Source organism: Pseudomonas sp. 13B_3.2_Bac1 (assembly GCF_025466205.1).
GTDB lineage: Bacteria > Pseudomonadota > Gammaproteobacteria > Pseudomonadales > Pseudomonadaceae > Aquipseudomonas > Aquipseudomonas fluorescens_H.
In genome coordinates, this window is the sequence record NZ_JANLOG010000069.1 from 1 (window position 1) to 17,728 (window position 17,728).

The following is a 17,728-nucleotide window of genomic DNA, read 5'->3' on the forward strand; positions in this document are numbered from 1 at the left end:
TGCGGTGAGTTTGACCGTGGTGGTGTCGATGGTATCGGTAACGTTGGTGACCGCAGGAACGGTGCTTGGCACCAGGTTCTCGAAGTTGCCACCGGTAGCGTTGGAAATGGTCGCTTCGACTTTGCCCGCGTCTTTGTAAACGTCATCCGCCGGAGCAGGAACGGTCACGGTGCCAGAAGTTTTACCAGCCTCGATAGTGATCACAGCGCCGTTTGACAAGGTCACGGTGACTGGCGAGCCAGCCGCGTTGGTCAGGGTTGCGGTGTAAACGATCGAACCACCTTCAGCCACGGTGCCAGTGGCACTGAGCGACAGATTGGTGGTGTCGACGGTGTCGGTGACATTGGTCGACACCGGCGTTTTATCCGCCACGAGGTTTTCGTAGTTACCGCCGCTGACGTCGGTGATGGCGTTGGTCAGCGGCGCGTGGCCGGTCAACGCATCGTTCGGCGCAGTGGTAGTCACGGTGCCAGTGGTTTTACCCACCTCAATGGTGATGTTCTGACCATTGGCCAAGGTCACCACGACCGGCGAGCCAGTCACTGGCGCGCCGACAGTCGCGGTGTAAGTGACGGTGCCACCTTCCGCAGCCGATTCGGTCGCGGTCAGTTTGACCGTAGTGGTGTCGATGGTATCGGTAACGTTGGTGACTGCAGGAACAGTGCTCGGCACCAGGTTTTCGAAGTTGCCACCGGTAGCGGTGGAAATGGTCGCTTCGACTTTACCCGCGTCTTTGTACACGTCGTCAGCCGGAGCCGGAACAGTCACGGTGCCGGTGGTTTTGCCGGCCTCGATGGTGATGACAGCGCCGTTGCTCAGCGTCACGGTCACCGGGGTTCCAGCCGGGTTGGTCAGTGTCGCGGTGTAAACAATTGAACCACCTTCAGCCACCGAGTCGCTGGCGGTCAGGTTCAGGTTGGTGGTGTCGACAGTGTCAGAAACTGCGGTGTTAGCCGGTGTCTTGTCGGCCACCAGGTTTTCATAGTTGCCGCCGGCAACCTTGTCGATGGCGACGCTCAGCGAGCTGCCGCCCGCCAATGGGCTGTTCGGCGCAACGAAATTCACGCTGCCGGTGGTCTCACCGACGGCGATGGTGATGGTCTGGCCGTTGGACAGGGTGACCACGACTGGCGAGCCGGTTACTGGTGCGGTCACGCTCGCGGTGTAAACCACGGTTTCGCCTTCGGCGACGTTGGCGGTGGCAGTCAGCGACACGGTGGAGGTGTCGATGGTGTCGTTGACGGTGGTCACCGCCGGAGTGTTGCTGGTCACCAGATTTTCGAAGTCGCCACCGGTCGCGCCCTTGATGGTCGCTTCAACGGTACCGGCGTCCTTGTAGACGTCATCCTTTGGTGCATCGACGGTCACGGTGCCGGAAGTTTTGCCGGCCTCGATGGTGATGACCGCGCCATTGCTCAACGTCACGGTCACCGGGGTGCCGGCGGCGTTGGTCAGGGTGGCGGTGTAGGTGATCTGGCCGCCTTCGTTCACCGCCGGGGTCGCGCTCAGCGACAGGTTGGTGGTGTCGACGGTGTCGGTGACGGTGGTGCTGACCGGCGTTTTGTCCGCTACGAGGTTTTCGTAGTTGCCGCCGCTGACGTTGGTGATCGAGTTGTTTAGCGGCTCGTGACCGTTCAACGCATCGTTCGGCGCGGTGGTGGTGACGGTGCCGGTGGTTTTGCCGACTTCGATGGTGATGCTCTGGCCGTTCGCCAGGGTCACGACCACAGGTGAGCCGGTCACTGGCGCACCGACCGTGGCGGTGTAGGTAACCGTGCCGCCCTCTGCGACCGACGTATCGGCCGTCAGTTTGACGGTAGAAGTATCGATGGTGTCGGTGACCTCGGTCACGGCCGGAACGGTGCTTGGCACCAGGTTCTCGAAGTTGCCGCCCGCAGCATCCTTGATCGTGACTTCGACTTTGCCGGCGTCTTTGTAGACGTCATCGGCAGGGGCTGGAACGGTCACGGTGCCGATGGTTTTGCCGGCTTCGATGGTGATGACGGAGCCGTTGCTCAGGGTCACGGTCACCGGAGTACCGGCCGGGTTGGTCAGGGTTGCGGTGTAGACGATCGAACCGCCCTCAGCCACGGTGCCGGTCGCAGTCAGCGACAGGTTGGTGGTGTCGATGGTGTCGGTGACGGTGGTCGAAACCGGGGTTTTATCGGCGACCAGATTCTCGTAATTGCCGCCGGTTACGCCGGTGATCGAGTTGGTCAGCGGTGCATGACCGTTCAGCGCGTCGTTCGGTGCGGTGGTGGTCACGGTGCCGGTGGTCTTGCCGACTTCGATGGTGATGTTCTGACCATTGGCCAGGGTCACCACGACTGGCGAACCGGTGACCGGCGCGCCAACGGTAGCGGTGTAGGTGACGGTGCCACCTTCAGCGGCCGACTCGGTCGCGGTCAGTTTGACGGTCGACGTATCGATGGTGTCAGTGACTTCAGTCACCGCCGGAACAGTGCTCGGGACGAGGTTTTCGAAGTTGCCACCGGACGCATCCTTGATGGTCACTTCAACTTTGCCCGCGTCCTTGTAGACGTCATCGGCAGGCGCTGGAACGGTCACAGTGCCGGTGGTTTTACCGGCTTCGATGGTAATGACGGAGCCGTTGGACAGGGTCACGGTCACTGGCGAGCCGGCCGCATTGGTCAGGGTCGCGGTGTAGGTGATCGAACCACCCTCGGCGACCGAGTTGGTGGCGCTCAGGGACAGATTGGTCGTGTCGACGGTGTCGGTGACGGTGGTGCTGACCGGGGTTTTGTCGGCCACGAGGTTTTCGTAGTTGCCGCCGGTTACGCCGGTGATCGAGTTGGTCAGCGGTTCGTGACCGGTCAGCGCGTCGTTCGGCGCGGTGGTGGTCACGGTGCCGGTGGTCTTGCCGACTTCGATGGTGATGTTCTGACCATTGGCCAGGGTCACCACGACTGGCGAACCGGTCACTGGTGCACCAACGGTAGCGGTGTAGGTGACCGTGCCGCCTTCAGCAGCGGACTCGGTCGCGGTCAGTTTCACCGACGTGGTGTCGATTGTGTCGGTGACTTCGGTTACGGCCGGTACGGTGCTTGGCACCAGATTCTCGAAATTGCCGCCCGCAGCATCCTTGATTGTGACTTCGACTTTGCCGGCGTCTTTGTAGACGTCATCGGCAGGCGCTGGAACGGTTACGGTGCCAGTGGTCTTGCCCGCTTCGATGGTGATCACCGAACCGTTGGACAGGGTCACGGTCACCGGGGTGCCGGCCGCATTGGTCAGGGTCGCGGTGTAGGTGATCGAACCGCCCTCGGCGACCGAGTTGGTGGCGCTCAGGGACAGATTGGTCGTGTCGACGGTGTCGGTGACGGTGGTGCTGACCGGCGTTTTGTCGGCCACCAGGTTTTCGTAGTTGCCGCCGGTTACGCCGGTGATCGAGTTGGTCAGCGGTTCGTGACCGGTCAGCGCGTCGTTCGGCGCGGTGGTGGTCACGGTGCCAGTGGTTTTACCCACTTCGATGGTGATGTTCTGACCATTGGCCAGGGTCACCACGACTGGCGAACCGGTCACTGGAGCGCCAACGGTAGCGGTGTAGGTGACGGTGTCACCTTCAGCAGCGGACTCGGTCGCGGTCAGTTTGACCGAGGTGGTATCGATAGTGTCGGTGACTTCGGTTACGGCCGGAACGGTGCTTGGCACCAGATTCTCGAAATTGCCGCCCGCAGCATCCTTGATGGTCACTTCAACCTTGCCGGCGTCCTTGTAGACGTCATCGGCTGGCGCTGGAACGGTCACGGTGCCGATGGTTTTGCCGGCTTCGATGGTGATGACGGAGCCGTTGCTCAGGGTCACGGTTACCGGAGTGCCCGCCGGATTGGTCAGGGTTGCGGTATAAACGATCGAACCGCCTTCAGCGACGGAACCTGTTGCGCTCAACGTCAGGTTAGTGGTGTCGATGGTGTCGGTGACGGTGGTCGAAACCGGGGTCTTGTCGGCGACGAGGTTTTCGTAGTTGCCACCGCTCACGTCGGTGATCGCGTTGGTGAGCGGTTCATGACCGTTCAACGCATCGTTCGGCGCGGTGGTGGTGACGGTGCCGGTGGTTTTGCCGACTTCGATGGTGATGGTCTGGCCGTTCGCCAGAGTCACGACCACAGGCGAGCCGGTGACCGGCGCGCCAACTGTAGCGGTGTAAGTGACAGTGCCGCCTTCAGCGACCGAGGTATCGGCGCTCAGCTTCACGGTTGACGTATCGATGGTGTCAGTAACTTCAGTCACCGCCGGAACGGTGCTCGGAACGAGGTTCTCGAAGTTGCCGCCGGACGCATCCTTGATGGTCACTTCAACCTTGCCGGCATCTTTGTAGACGTCATCGGCCGGAGCTGGAACGGTCACGGTGCCAGTGGTTTTGCCGGCTTCAATGGTGATCACCGAGCCGTTGCTCAAGGTCACGGTCACCGGAGTGCCAGCCGGATTGGTCAGGGTCGCGGTGTAGACGATCGAACCGCCTTCGGCCACGGTGCCGGTCGCAGTCAGCGACAGGTTGGTGGTGTCGACGGTGTCGGTCACGGTGGTGCTGACCGGGGTTTTGTCGGCGACGAGGTTTTCGTAGTTGCCGCCGCTCACGTCGGTGATCGCGTTGGTCAGTGGTTCATGACCGTTCAAGGCATCGTTCGGCGCGGTGGTGGTCACGGTGCCAGTGGTTTTGCCCACTTCGATAGTGATGGTCTGGCCGTTGGCCAGGGTCACAACAACCGGCGAACCAGTCACAGGCGCACCAACCGTAGCGGTGTAAGTGACGGTGCCGCCTTCGGCCACCGAGGTATCGGCGGTCAATTTGACGGTCGAAGTATCGATGGTGTCAGTTACTTCGGTGACAGCCGGAACAGTGCTCGGAACGAGGTTTTCGAAGTTACCGCCGGTGGTACCGGTGATGCTGACTTCGACTTTGCCGGCGTCTTTATAGACGTCATCGGCAGGTGCTGGAACCGTTACGGTGCCAGTAGTTTTGCCGGCTTCAATGGTGATCACCGAGCCGTTGCTCAAGGTCACGGTCACCGGCGTACCCGCCGGGTTGGTCAAGGTCGCGGTGTAAACGATCGAACCGCCTTCAGCCACGGTGCCGGTCGCAGTCAGCGACAGGTTAGTGGTGTCGACGGTGTCGGTGACGTTGGTCGAAACCGGTGTTTTGTCCGCAACCAGATTTTCGTAATTGCCGCCGCTCACATCCGTGATCGCGTTGGTCAGCGGCTCGTGACCATTCAACGCATCGTTCGGCGCGGTGGTGGTCACAGTGCCGGTGGTTTTGCCGACTTCGATGGTGATGGTCTGACCGTTCGCCAGGGTCACAACAACCGGCGAACCAGTCACAGGCGCACCAACCGTAGCGGTGTAAGTGACGGTGCCGCCTTCGGCCACCGAGTTATCAGCGGTCAGTTTGACGGTCGAAGTGTCGATGGTATCGGTCACTTCGGTGACAGCCGGAACAGTGCTCGGAACGAGATTCTCGAAGTTACCGCCGGTTGTACCGGTAATGCTGACTTCGACTTTGCCGGCGTCTTTATAGACGTCATCGGCAGGCGCCGGAACGGTCACAGTGCCGGTGGTTTTGCCAGCCTCGATGGTGATGACGGAGCCATTGCTCAACGTCACGGTTACCGGGGTGCCGGCAGGGTTGGTCAGGGTGGCGGTGTAAACGATCGAACCGCCTTCAGCGACGGAGCCAGTGGCGCTCAACGTCAGGTTGGTGGTGTCAACAGTGTCGGTTACGGTGGTGCTGACCGGGGTTTTGTCCGCTACGAGGTTTTCGTAGTTGCCACCGCTCACGCCGGTGATCGAGTTGCTCAGCGGTGCCTGACCATTCAGAGCATCGTTCGGCGCGGTGGTGGTCACGGTGCCGGTGGTTTTGCCCACTTCGATGGTGATGGACTGGCCGTTGGCCAGGGTCACGACAACTGGCGAACCGGTCACGGGCGCACCGACGGTGGCGGTGTAAGTGACGGTGCCGCCCTCGGCGACCGAGGTGTCAGCGGACAGTTTGACCGTCGAGGTGTCGATGGTGTCGGTCACTTCGGTGACTGCAGGGACAGTGCTTGGTACCAGATTTTCGAAGTTGCCGCCGGTTGCACCGTTGATGGTGACTTCGACTTTGCCGGCATCTTTGTAGACGTCATCGGCAGGCGCTGGGACCGTCACGGTACCGGTCGTTTTGCCGGCTTCGATGGTGATCACGGCGCCGTTGCTCAAAGTCACGGTGACCGGGGAGCCGGCAGCATTGGTCAACGTCGCGGTGTAAACGATCGAACCGCCCTCAGCCACGGTACCGGTCGCGCTCAGCGACAGGTTGGTGGTGTCGACGGTATCGGTAACGGTGGTCGAAACCGGAGTTTTGTCGGCGACGAGGTTCTCGTAGTTACCGCCACTGACATTGGTGATGGCGTTGGTCAACGGTGGGTTGCCAGTCAGCGCATCGTTCGGCGCAGTGGTGGTCACGGTGCCGGTGGTTTTGCCCACTTCGATGGTGATGGTCTGACCGTTGGTCAGGGTCACGGTCACTGGCGAACCGGTAACAGGCGCGCCTACGGTGGCGGTGTAAGTGACGGTGCCGCCCTCAGCGACCGAGGTATCGGCAGTCAGTTTCACGGTCGAGGTGTCGATGGTATCGGTGACTTCGGTCACGGCCGGAACGGTGCTCGGCACCAGGTTCTCAAAGTTGCCACCTGTGGTGCCAGTGATGCTGACTTCAACCTTGCCGGCGTCTTTATAGACGTCATCGGCTGGCGCCGGAACGGTCACGGTGCCGGTGGTTTTGCCGGCCTCGATGGTGATGACAGAGCCGTTGCTCAACGTCACGGTCACCGGGGTGCCGGCCGGGTTGGTCAGGGTTGCGGTGTAAACGATCGAGCCGCCTTCAGCGACGGTGCCAGTGGCACTCAGCGACAGATTGGTGGTGTCGATGGAATCGGTAACGGTTGTGGTCGCTGGCGTCGTGCTCGGCACCAGGTTTTCGAAGTTGCCGCCGGTAGCACCGGTGATGGTGGTGCTGATGGTGCCGCCGTTGTTGTAGACGTCGTTCGGCGGTGTCGGCACGTTGACGGTGCCCGTGGTCTTGCCGGCTTCGATGGTGATGGTCGAACCGTTGGACAGCGTCACGGTAACCGGTGTCTGCGCCGGGTTGGTCAGGGTCGCGGTGTAGGTGATCTGGCCGCCTTCAACCACGCTGCCGGTGGCTGTCAGGGTCAGGTTGGTGGTGTCGATCGAGTCGGTGATGGTGGTCACCGCCGGCGTCGTGTTCGGCACCAGGTTTTCGAAGTTGCCGCCGGTAGCACCGGTGATGGTGGTGGTGACGGTGCTGCCATTGTTATAGACGTCGTTCGGCGGTGTCGGCACGTTGACGGTGCCCGTGGTCTTGCCGGCTTCGATGGTGATGGTCGAACCGTTGGACAGCGTCACGGTAACCGGCGTCTGCGCCGGATTGGTCAGGGTCGCGGTGTAGGTGATCTGGCCACCTTCGGTGACGCTGTTGCCCGCCGTCAGAGTAACGGTGGTGGTGTCGATGGTGTCGGTGACCTGGGTCACGGCCGGAGTAGTCGGCACGGTGACGGTAATGCCGTTGCCACCGGTGGTGCCGGTGACGGTCACGTTGATCTGGGTCGGGTCGTTGTAGACGGTGTCGTTCGGTGCCAGCGGCACGTTGACGGTACCGCTGGTGGAACCTGCCGGAATCACGATCACCGAGCCGTTGGACAGGGTGATGGTCAGGTCGGTCAGCGGCGCCTGGGTCAGGGTCGCGGTGTACACCAGCACGCCGCCGGCTTCGGTGATGGTCGGCGTGGCGCTGAGGCTCAGGGTCGACTCACGCAGAGCGTTGGCGGTGCTGTCGGTGGTCTGGCCACCGGTGATGTTCTGCGCGGCTTGCGCGCCGGAGTTGATGCCCGCAGTCGGGAAGCCGATGGTCGGGTCGACGCGGCCAGCGGTGGCATCGAGCATCACGAAGCTGTGGCCGCCGCCTGCCGCGCCGCCAGTGCCTGCGGCGGTGGCGCCGGCAGCGGTGGCTTCTAGGGCGGTGGTCGGGTCGGCACCGGCAGCGATGGCTTGCTGCAGCTCGGCTACAGACGGCGCGGCCTGCGCGGTGGCCTCGGCCAGGTCAGTGCTGGAGTCGGGCGCGTTGGCGCTCCACTGAGTCTCGCGGCCCAGGTCCAGGGTGCGGCCATCGGCCAGTTCCAGTGACACGGCGCCGGAGAGGCCGGTATCGATCTGGTCGCCGACGAACAGGCGATCGCCTTCAACGAGCACGCGGCGTACACCCTCGGGGGAGACCACGAATACCTGACCGACAATGCTTTTGACGATGGCAACAACACTGCTCATTGAAGACTCTCCGGGGTGTCACGTTCAGTTGACTTCCATAGCCTGATGGCTTCGGCGCCGAATCAGTCTGGACGTACTTTTAAAATTTGCTAATCAAGTTTGACGCTGTTCTGTGTCAAAAATTTGGCTAGATTCTTTCGCTATTAACTTTATGCCAAACTATTGACCTTCTGGGTGCCATCCTAAACAATCGCCCCACTAATGTCACATTGATATTTCCGCGGCGACCTGTCCCTCAGCGTGTGATCCAGTTCCTATTTTGAACTTTCCGACATACGGTCATTCCGGTTGCCAATTATTCGACGCAGCAGTACGTTTTGCTGTGATTCAAGACAAGAAGTCCTGGGAAATCTTTACCATGCGTTTGCACTTGTTCAAGGCTCTACCGTTCGCTCTCGCCGCCTCTTTCGTCCAGGCACAATCCTTACCGGAAGCCATGCAACAGGCACTGGATGTCCATCCGGAAATCCAGGCAGGGGTCAACAGTCGTTTGGCCGCGGATTATCAATTAAAGGCTGCAAAAGGTGGATACCTGCCCAAAGTTGATCTGCTGGGCGGGTATGGCCGTGAGGGCACCGACAGCGTGACCACGCGGGCCAACGGTGGTGGCAATCACTGGGAAACCCTGAACCGCGGCGAGTCAAGTTTACGTCTCTCGCAAATGGTTTTTGACGGTTTTGCAACGTCCAGCGAAGTCGGGCGTCAACAAGCCACCGTCAACTCCCGCGCCTACTCCCTGCTGGGCACTTCCGAGCGCACCGCGCTGACCGTCGCCCAGGTGTACCTGGACGTGCTGACCCGCCGCGAATTCGTGCGTCTGGCCGAGGAAAACCTCAAGAGCCACCAGCGTATCTACGACCAGATCCAGTTGCGTACCCAGCGCGGCGTTGGCAGCGGCGCCGACCTTGATCAAGCCGAAGCGCGGATGGCCCAGGCGCGCAACAACCTGATCACCGAACAGACCAACCTCGCCGACTCCGAGACCAACTTCCTCAGCGCTGTCGGCCAGATGCCTGACCAGCTGGAGCGTCCGGCGCCGTTCATGGCGATGATGCCGGTCAACCTCAATGAAGCGCGCCAGCAAATGCTGGAAAACAGCCCGATCCTGCGTTCGGCCGAGTCCGATATCGCCGCTGCCGAGAAGCAGTACGAAACCGCCAAGTCGACCTTCTACCCTCGTTTCGACGCCGAGCTGGGTCGCACTGCCGACAACGATCTCGACGGTCAGAACGGCCACAACAACGAGTGGCAGGCCATGCTGCGCATGCGCTTCAACCTGTACTCCGGTGGCAGCAACAAGGCCGATCTGGAATCCAAGTCGTACCTGTCGAACCAGGCGCTGGACATCCGCAACAACGCCCTGCGTCAGTTGAACGAAGAACTGGGCCTGGCCTGGAACGCCCTGAACAACGCCAATGCCCAGGTGCCGATTGCTCAGCAGTACGTTGATCACAGCACCGCCGTGCGCACCGCCTACCAGCGTCAGTTCAGCCTCGGTGAGCGGACCCTGCTCGATTTGCTCGACAGCGAAAACGAGTTGTTCACCGCTTCGCGGCGTCTGGCTGAAATCAAAAACATTCAGTTATTTACTCAATACCGAATCAAGGCGACCATGGGCGAATTGCTCAAAAGCCAGGGAGTGGTCGCACCATTGGCATCCGTTGTGCAGAACGACGTGAAGCCCAAGGTTCAGCTGCCCGGGATGAACTGAGTTATCCCTTTTCAACTGTTAAAGAGTGTCGAGCGTGGAATCAGAAGTCAGTCGAGTTCATCTCAGTCATGATCCACGCGCGTTGCACGACGATCCGTTGCTGGATGGTCTGCTCGCCCTTTGCATGCTGCACCAGAAGCCCGCCAGCGCGGCGATGCTGACCACCGGCCTGCCGTTGCCCAAACAACGCCTGAGTGTCGAGCTGCTGCCGCGTGCGGCGGCTCGCGCCGGGCTGCAGGGCCGGGTGCTGCAACGCAAGCTGGAAGAGATTCCGGCGATTGCCATGCCGGCGTTGTTGCTGCTCAAGGATGGCCGCAGTGCTGTCCTGCTCGGCTGGCAAGGTGAAAATGAAGCACGGGTGCTGCTCAGCGAAAGTGATGGCGGCGAATCAGTGGTCAGCCGCGAACTGCTGGCCGACGACTACACCGGCAAAGTGTTTTTCGCCCAGCCGCAGCACAAATTCGACGTCAACCACGGCACGCTGATCCCGCGTGCGCGCTCGTGGTTTCGCGACACCCTCAAGCGTTCGCGCTGGTTGTATGCGGATGCGATCGCCGCGAGTTTCCTGATCAACATCATCGCCATGGCCGCGCCGCTGTTCGTGATGAACGTCTACGACCGAGTGGTGCCGAACCAGGCCGAAGCGACCCTCTGGGTGCTGGCGCTGGGCATCACTGGTGCCTACATTTTCGACCTGATCCTCAAAAGCCTGCGCAGCCTGTGCCTGGATCTGGCCGGCAAGAAAACCGACCTGATCATCTCCGCGACGCTGTTCGAGCGTATCGTCGGCATGGCCATGAAGTACCGCCCGGCACGGGTCGGCAGCTTCGCCCAGAACATCCATGAATTTCAGAGCCTGCGCGACTTCCTCGCCTCGCTGACGCTGACCAGTCTGATCGATCTGCCGTTCACCATTCTGATCTTCATCGTCATCGCCATTCTCGGCGGGCATCTGGTGTGGATTCCGGTGCTGGCGTTCCCGATTGCCCTGTTGATCGGCTACGCGTTGCAGAAGCCGCTGGTCGCGACCATGGAACGCACCATGGCCCTCGGCGCCGAGCGTCAGTCGAGTCTGATCGAAACCCTCGCCGGCCTCGATGCGGTCAAGGTCAACAACGCCGAAAGCGAACGTCAGTACCAGTGGGAACAGACCATCGGCACCCTCAGCCGCCTCGAACTGCGGGTGAAAATGCTCTCCGGTCTGGCGATGAATATCACCCTGCTGATCCAGCAACTGGCCGGGGTGATCATGATCGTCTTCGGCGTGTACCAGATCATTGCCGGCAACCTGAGCATGGGCGGTCTGATTGCCTGCTACATGCTCAGCGGCCGCGCGCTCAGCCCGCTGGCGTCGCTGTCCGGTCTGTTGACCCGCTACCAGCAGGCGCGGGTGACCATGACTTCCGTCGACCAGATGATGGAGCTGCCGCAGGAGCGCAATTTCGAAGAACGTCCGCTGAGCCGCAAGGTGCTGCAGGGCGCGATCGAGTGCCGTCAGCTGAACTTCACCTATCCGGAACAACAGAACCCGGCGCTGAAGAACATCAACCTGGTGATTCGTCCCGGCGAGAAGATCGGCATCATCGGCCGCAGCGGTTCAGGCAAGAGTTCGCTGGCGAAACTGCTGGTGGGACTGTATCAGCCGGACGACGGCGCGTTGCTGGTGGACGGCGTCGACATCCGCCAGATCGACGTCAGCGAGTTGCGCTACAACATCGGCTACGTGCCGCAGGACATCCAGCTGCTGGCCGGCACCCTGCGTGACAACCTGGTCTCCGGCGCGCGCTATGTAGAGGACGAACTGGTGCTGCAAGCCGCTGAACTGGCCGGCGTCCACGAATTCGCCCGTCTGCATCCGCAAGGCTACGAGCTGCAAGTCGGCGAGCGCGGGCAGAACCTGTCCGGCGGCCAGAGGCAGAACGTTGCACTGGCCCGGGCGCTGCTGCTCAACCCGCCGATCCTGCTGCTCGACGAACCGACCAGCGCCATGGACAACACCGGCGAAGAACGCCTCAAGCAACGTCTGGCTGCCGTGGTTGAAAACAAGACCGTGGTGCTGGTGACGCACCGGGCCTCGCTGCTGTCGCTGGTCGACCGCCTGCTGGTGGTCGACCGTGGACAGATTCTCGCCGATGGCCCGAAAGCCGCCGTGATGGAAGCGTTGAAGAAGGGGCAGATCAGTGTTGCTTAAGTCGGGTGTCAAAGAGTCGATCCGTCGCTACTTCAAGGGTTCTGCCTCGCTGCAGGGCCAGCCGCTGCCCGAGGTCAACAAGGCGCTGATCGAGGACGCCCCGCGCGTCGTGCGCCTGACTATCTGGGCAATCATCGGCTTCTTCCTGTTCCTGCTGCTGTGGGCCAACTTCGCCGTGATCGACGAAGTGACCAAGGGCGACGGCAAAGCGATTCCATCGTCGAAGATCCAGAAAATCCAGAACCTTGAGGGCGGGATTGTCTCGGAAATGTTCGTCAAGGAAGGTCAGATCGTCGAGGCCGGTGCGCCACTGATTCGCCTCGACGACACGCGGTTTGCTTCCAACGTCGGCGAAACCGAGGCTGATCGCCTGTCGATGCTGCTGCGCGTCGAACGCCTGAGCGCCGAGGTCGATGACCGTCCGCTGAATTTCCCGGACGACGTGCTCAAAGCCGTACCGGGTCAGGCGAAAAGCGAAGAATCGTTGTACATCAGCCGTCGCCAGCAATTGCACGACGAGATTGGCGGTTTGCAGGAACAGCTGATTCAGCGTCAGCAAGAGCTGCGCGAATTTACCTCCAAGCAGGCGCAATATCGCCAGCAACTGGGCCTGCAACGCCAGGAAATCAACATGTCCGAGCCGCTGGTGGCGCAGGGCGCGGTGTCGCCGGTAGAAGTGCTGCGACTCAAGCGTGCCGAAGTCGAGACCCGCGGTCAGCTCGACGCCACCACGCTGGCGATTCCGCGCGCCGAATCGGCCATCAAGGAAGTACAACGCAAGATCGACGAGACGCGCGGCAAATTCCGCAGCGATGCGCTGACCCAGCTCAACGAAGCCCGCACCGATCTGAACAAGGCCCAGGCCACCGGCAAGGCCCTGGAAGACCGGGTCAGCCGGACGCTGGTCACCTCGCCGGTACGCGGGATCGTCAACAAGTTGCTGGTCAACACCATCGGCGGCGTGATCCAGCCGGGCAGCGACATGGTGGAAATCGTGCCGCTGGATGACACCTTGCTGGTCGAAGCCAAGATCCGTCCGCAGGACATTGCATTCCTGCATCCGGGGCAGGAAGCGATCGTCAAATTCACCGCGTACGACTACACCATTTATGGCGGGCTGAAAGCCAAACTGGAGCAGATCGGTGCCGACACCATCACCGACGAAGACAAGAAAACCACCTACTACATCATCAAGGTCCGCACCGAGCGCAGCCACCTGGGCACTGATGAAAAGCCGTTGCTGATCATTCCGGGGATGGTGGCGTCGGTGGATATCATCACCGGCAAGAAGTCGGTGCTGAGTTATTTGCTCAAGCCGATCATCCGTGCGCGGGCCGAGGCGTTGCACGAGCGGTAGGTCTTCAGCGCGGCACATGGCCCCTTCGCGAGCAAGCCCGCTCCCACATTTGATCTTCAGTGGACACCAGTTCTGTGTTCGACCGAGATCCACTGTGGGAGCGGGCTTGCTCGCGAAGGGGCCAGCAAAATCACCACATCCCTGTCAGTAAGTGACACAAATCGTCATTCACCATCCAGTCCATTCCTCACCATCCGCCATATCGTTATTCATTAACGGTATTTAATTTCCCGTTCTTATAGCTTTAAAGTCAGCCACCTGCGTACCTGCCGACCAATCGGCGCGCCGCACGACCTGAACCAACACGCAATCCAGCGTGAGTTTCTGATCGACGTGCGCGCCTGTGAGCGCGCCGTGCGTGGGAGATTGAAAGATGTCCGCAGCTACTGCCACCCCAAGCGCCGCGACTGCCGCGCCGCAAAGCTTTGAAATTCGTCCGTTCAGCGGTGCCGTCGGTGCCGAGATCATCGGCCTGGACCTGACCCGGCCGGTCAACGATCAGGACTTCGCGCGCATTCACCGTGCGCACCTGGATCACCACGTTGTGGTGTTCCGCGACCAGCGCATCACCCCGCAACAACAGATCGATTTCAGCCGTCGTTTCGGCGTGTTGCAGATTCACGTGCTCAAGCAGTTCCTGCTGGCCAATCACCCGGAAATTCTCATCGTTTCCAACATCGTCGAGAACGGCCAGAACATCGGTCTGGGCGACGCCGGCAAGTTCTGGCACTCCGACCTGTCCTATAAAGAACTGCCGAGCCTCGGCTCGATGCTGCACGCGCAGGAGCTGCCCTCCGAGGGCGGCGACACGCTGTTCGCCGACATGCACAAAGCCTGGGACAACCTGCCGCAAGCGCTGCGCAAAGCCGTGGAAGGGCGCTCGGCAGCGCACTCCTATACGGCGCGCTACAGCGAGACCAAATTCGAAGGCAACTGGCGCCCGACCCTGACCCCGGAGCAACTGGCGCAGGTCGCCGAAGTGGTGCACCCGATCGTTCGCACCCATCCGGAAAACGGCCGCAAGGCGTTGTTCGTCAGCGAAGGCTTCACCACTCGCATCGTCGGTCTGCCCGAGGACGAGAGCCAGCAATTGCTGGCCGAGCTCTACGCCCACAGCGTGCTGCCGCAAAACATCTACCGCCATCAGTGGCAGCCCCACGACATGGTGTTCTGGGACAACCGTTCGCTGATCCACCTCGCCGCCGGCTGCCCCGCGCACCTGCGCCGCAAGCTGTATCGCACGACCATTCAGGGCGACGCACCTTTCTGATTTGCCGGAGATTCGATCATGTCCAAACGTCTTCCATTTGCACCGCTGGCGGCGGCCATTGGCCTCGGTTTCAGCCTCATCGCCGGCAGCCTGGTGGCGCCGACCGTGGCCCACGCCGAAGGTGAAATCCGCATCGCCGAACAGTTCGGGATTGTCTATTTATTGCTCAACGTGGTGCGCGATCAGGGCCTGATCGAGAAGTACGGCAAGCAGGAAGGCCTCGACATCAAGGTCGACTGGACGCAGCTCTCGGGCGGCGCCGCGGTCAACGATGCGCTGTTGTCCGGTTCCATCGACATTGCCGGTGCCGGCGTCGGCCCGCTGCTGACCATCTGGGATCGCACCCACGGCAAGCAGAACGTCAAGGCCGTGGCCTCGCTCGGCAACTTCCCGTACTACTTGGTCAGCAACAATCCCAAGGTCAAAACCATTGCCGATTTCACCGAGAAAGACCGCATTGCGGTGCCGGCGGTGGGTGTTTCGGTGCAGTCGCGCTTCCTCCAATACGCGGCGGCCAAGCAGTGGGGGGACAAGGAATTCAATCGCCTCGACAAGTACACCATCGCCGTCCCGCACCCGGATGCGACCGCTGCGTTGATCGCCGGCGGCACCGAACTGACCGGGCACTTCTCCAACCCACCGTTCCAGGATCAGGCGCTGCAGAACCCGAATGTGCACGTGGTGCTCAACTCCTACGACATCCTCGGCCCGAACTCGCCGACGGTGCTGTTCGCCACCGAGAAATTCCGCAACGACAATCCGAAAACCTACAAAGCCTTCGTCGAGGCGCTGACCGAAGCCGCACAATTTGCGCAGAACGATAAGGGCGCGGCGGCGGACACTTACATCCGCGTGACCAAGGCCAAGATCGACCGCGCCGAGTTGCTGAAAATCATCGACAACCCGCAATTCGAATTCAGCGTCACGCCGAAAAATACTTATCCACTGGCCGAATTCCTCTACCGCGTCGGTGCGATCAAGAACAAACCGGAATCGTGGAAGGACTACTTCTTCCAGGACGCCAAACCGCTGCAAGGGAGCTGATCGAGATGAACGCCCCCTTGCAAGGCCACGCGGCCAGCAACCCGATCGCCAGCAGCCAGGCGCTGTTGGCGGTTGACCAAGTCAGCCTTGAATACCGCACCCCGCAACGGGTGGTACGCGCCACCCATCAGGTCAGTTTCGAAATCGATCCGGCGGACCGCTTCGTCCTGCTCGGCCCGTCCGGCTGCGGCAAATCCACCTTGCTCAAAGCGGTCGCCGGATTCATTGCGCCGTGCGAAGGCGAGATCCGCCTGCAAGGCCAGCGCGTCGATGCGCCGGGGCCGGACCGGATCGTGGTGTTTCAGGAATTCGATCAATTGCCGCCGTGGAAAACCGTGAAACAGAACGTAATGTTTCCGCTGCTGGCCTCGCGCACGCTGAAGAAAAAGGAGGCCGAAGAACGCGCGCTGCACTATCTGGAAAAAGTCGGTCTGGCGGCGTTTGCCGATGCCTATCCGCACACCCTGTCCGGCGGCATGAAGGCGCGGGTGGCGATTGCCCGGGCGCTGGCGATGCAGCCGAAAATCCTCTTGATGGACGAGCCGTTCGCCGCGCTGGACGCGTTGACCCGGCGCAAGATGCAGGAAGAATTGCTGCTGCTCTGGGAGGAGGTGCGCTTCACTTTGCTGTTCGTCACCCACTCGATCGAAGAGGCGCTGGTGGTCGGCAATCGCATCCTGCTGCTGTCGCCACATCCGGGGCGGGTGCGCGCTGAAGTGCACAGCCATCAATACGATCTGCAAAGCCTCGGCGGCGTGGCGTTTCAGGAGTCGGCGCGGCGCATTCACCGTTTGCTGTTCGATGAAGGCCAGTCGCCGGAAACCGAGCGCGACCATGACTTCAACGACATTCGTATCGCTTATTGAGCGTTCTGGAGGATTGCCCGATGAGCCAACCATCGTCTGTACGACAAGAGTTTGAAACCGTCCTTGAACCATTGACCAGCGTACCGCTCGAGCGCGAATTGCCTGTAGGCCAACGCCTGTGGCAACAGGGCTGGTTGCGTAAGAGTGTGATCCTGATTCTGCTGGCGGTTCTCTGGGAAGTCATCGCCCGGGTGCAGAACAACGACCTGCTGCTGCCGAGCTTTCTGCAGACCAGTCATGCGCTGTATGACGGCCTGCTCAGCGGCGAGTTGCTGGGCAAGGTGTGGATATCGTTGGTGGTGCTGATCAAGGGTTACCTGATCGGCATCGTGCTGGCATTCGCCCTGACCACGCTGGCGGTGTCGACGCAGTTTGGTCGCGACCTGCTGAGCACCCTGACCTCGATGTTCAACCCGCTGCCGGCGATTGCCTTGCTGCCGCTGGCCTTGCTCTGGTTCGGGCTGGGGCAGAACAGCCTGATTTTCGTGCTGGTGCATTCGGTGTTGTGGGCGCTGGCGCTGAACACTTACGCAGGCTTTCTCGGCGTTTCGGAAACCTTGCGCATGGCCGGGCGCAATTACGGGCTGAAGGGCATGCGTTTTGTGCTGTTCATTCTGATTCCGGCAGCGCTGCCGTCGATCCTCGCCGGGCTGAAAATCGGCTGGGCGTTTGCCTGGCGCACGCTGATCGCCGCCGAACTGGTGTTCGGCGCCACCAGCGGCAAGGGCGGGTTGGGCTGGTACATCTTCCAGAACCGCAACGAGCTGTACACCGACAAGGTGTTCGCCGGGTTGGCGGTGGTGATCCTGATCGGGTTGCTGGTGGAGAATCTGGTGTTCGATACGCTGGAGCGGGTGACAGTCAAGCGCTGGGGTATGCAGCGGTAATTTGTGGTGTTCCCCCTGGCCCCTTCGCGAGCAAGCCCGCTCCCACATTTTGGAATGCG

At 61.2% G+C, this 17,728-nt stretch carries 8 protein-coding genes; 7 read left to right on the top strand and 1 reads right to left on the bottom strand.

The genetic code is table 11. From position 1 onward, the window contains the following. On the bottom strand, positions 1-8,343 hold an 8,343-nt coding region (locus NTD85_RS10300), incomplete at its 3' end, for a retention module-containing protein (protein WP_262142073.1). 358 nt (positions 8,344-8,701) lie between these two features. Between NTD85_RS10300 and NTD85_RS10305 the strand changes: the two genes are divergently transcribed. The 7 genes from NTD85_RS10305 to NTD85_RS10335 all read left to right on the top strand — a co-directional run bounded on the left by NTD85_RS10305 (position 8,702) and on the right by NTD85_RS10335 (position 17,669). Next, on the top strand, positions 8,702-10,054 hold the full coding sequence (locus NTD85_RS10305) for a TolC family outer membrane protein (protein ID WP_003220452.1): 1,353 nt from the start codon (positions 8,702-8,704) through the stop codon (positions 10,052-10,054). Positions 10,055-10,088: 34 nt separating this feature from the next. After that, complete coding sequence (locus NTD85_RS10310) at positions 10,089-12,245, top strand: type I secretion system permease/ATPase (protein ID WP_003220454.1); 2,157 nt, start codon at positions 10,089-10,091, stop codon at positions 12,243-12,245. Continuing rightward, positions 12,235-13,602, top strand: coding sequence for an HlyD family type I secretion periplasmic adaptor subunit (locus NTD85_RS10315; protein ID WP_003220455.1), 1,368 nt, complete (start codon positions 12,235-12,237; stop codon positions 13,600-13,602). Before NTD85_RS10310 ends, NTD85_RS10315 begins: the two co-directional genes overlap by 11 nt. Before the next feature lie 373 nt (positions 13,603-13,975). Continuing rightward, positions 13,976-14,872 (top strand): TauD/TfdA dioxygenase family protein, encoded by an 897-nt coding sequence (locus tag NTD85_RS10320; protein ID WP_003220456.1) that lies wholly within the window; start codon positions 13,976-13,978, stop codon positions 14,870-14,872. A gap of 18 nt (positions 14,873-14,890) precedes the next feature. Then, positions 14,891-15,916, top strand: a complete 1,026-nt coding sequence (locus NTD85_RS10325) for an ABC transporter substrate-binding protein (protein ID WP_098966545.1) — start codon at positions 14,891-14,893, stop codon at positions 15,914-15,916. 5 nt (positions 15,917-15,921) lie between these two features. Then, positions 15,922-16,782, top strand: coding sequence for an ABC transporter ATP-binding protein (locus NTD85_RS10330; protein ID WP_262142074.1), 861 nt, complete (start codon positions 15,922-15,924; stop codon positions 16,780-16,782). A gap of 20 nt (positions 16,783-16,802) precedes the next feature. Further along, entirely contained in the window at positions 16,803-17,669 is an 867-nt protein-coding gene (locus NTD85_RS10335) for an ABC transporter permease (RefSeq protein ID WP_226499739.1), read from the top strand. Positions 17,670-17,728: the final 59 nt, after the last annotated feature.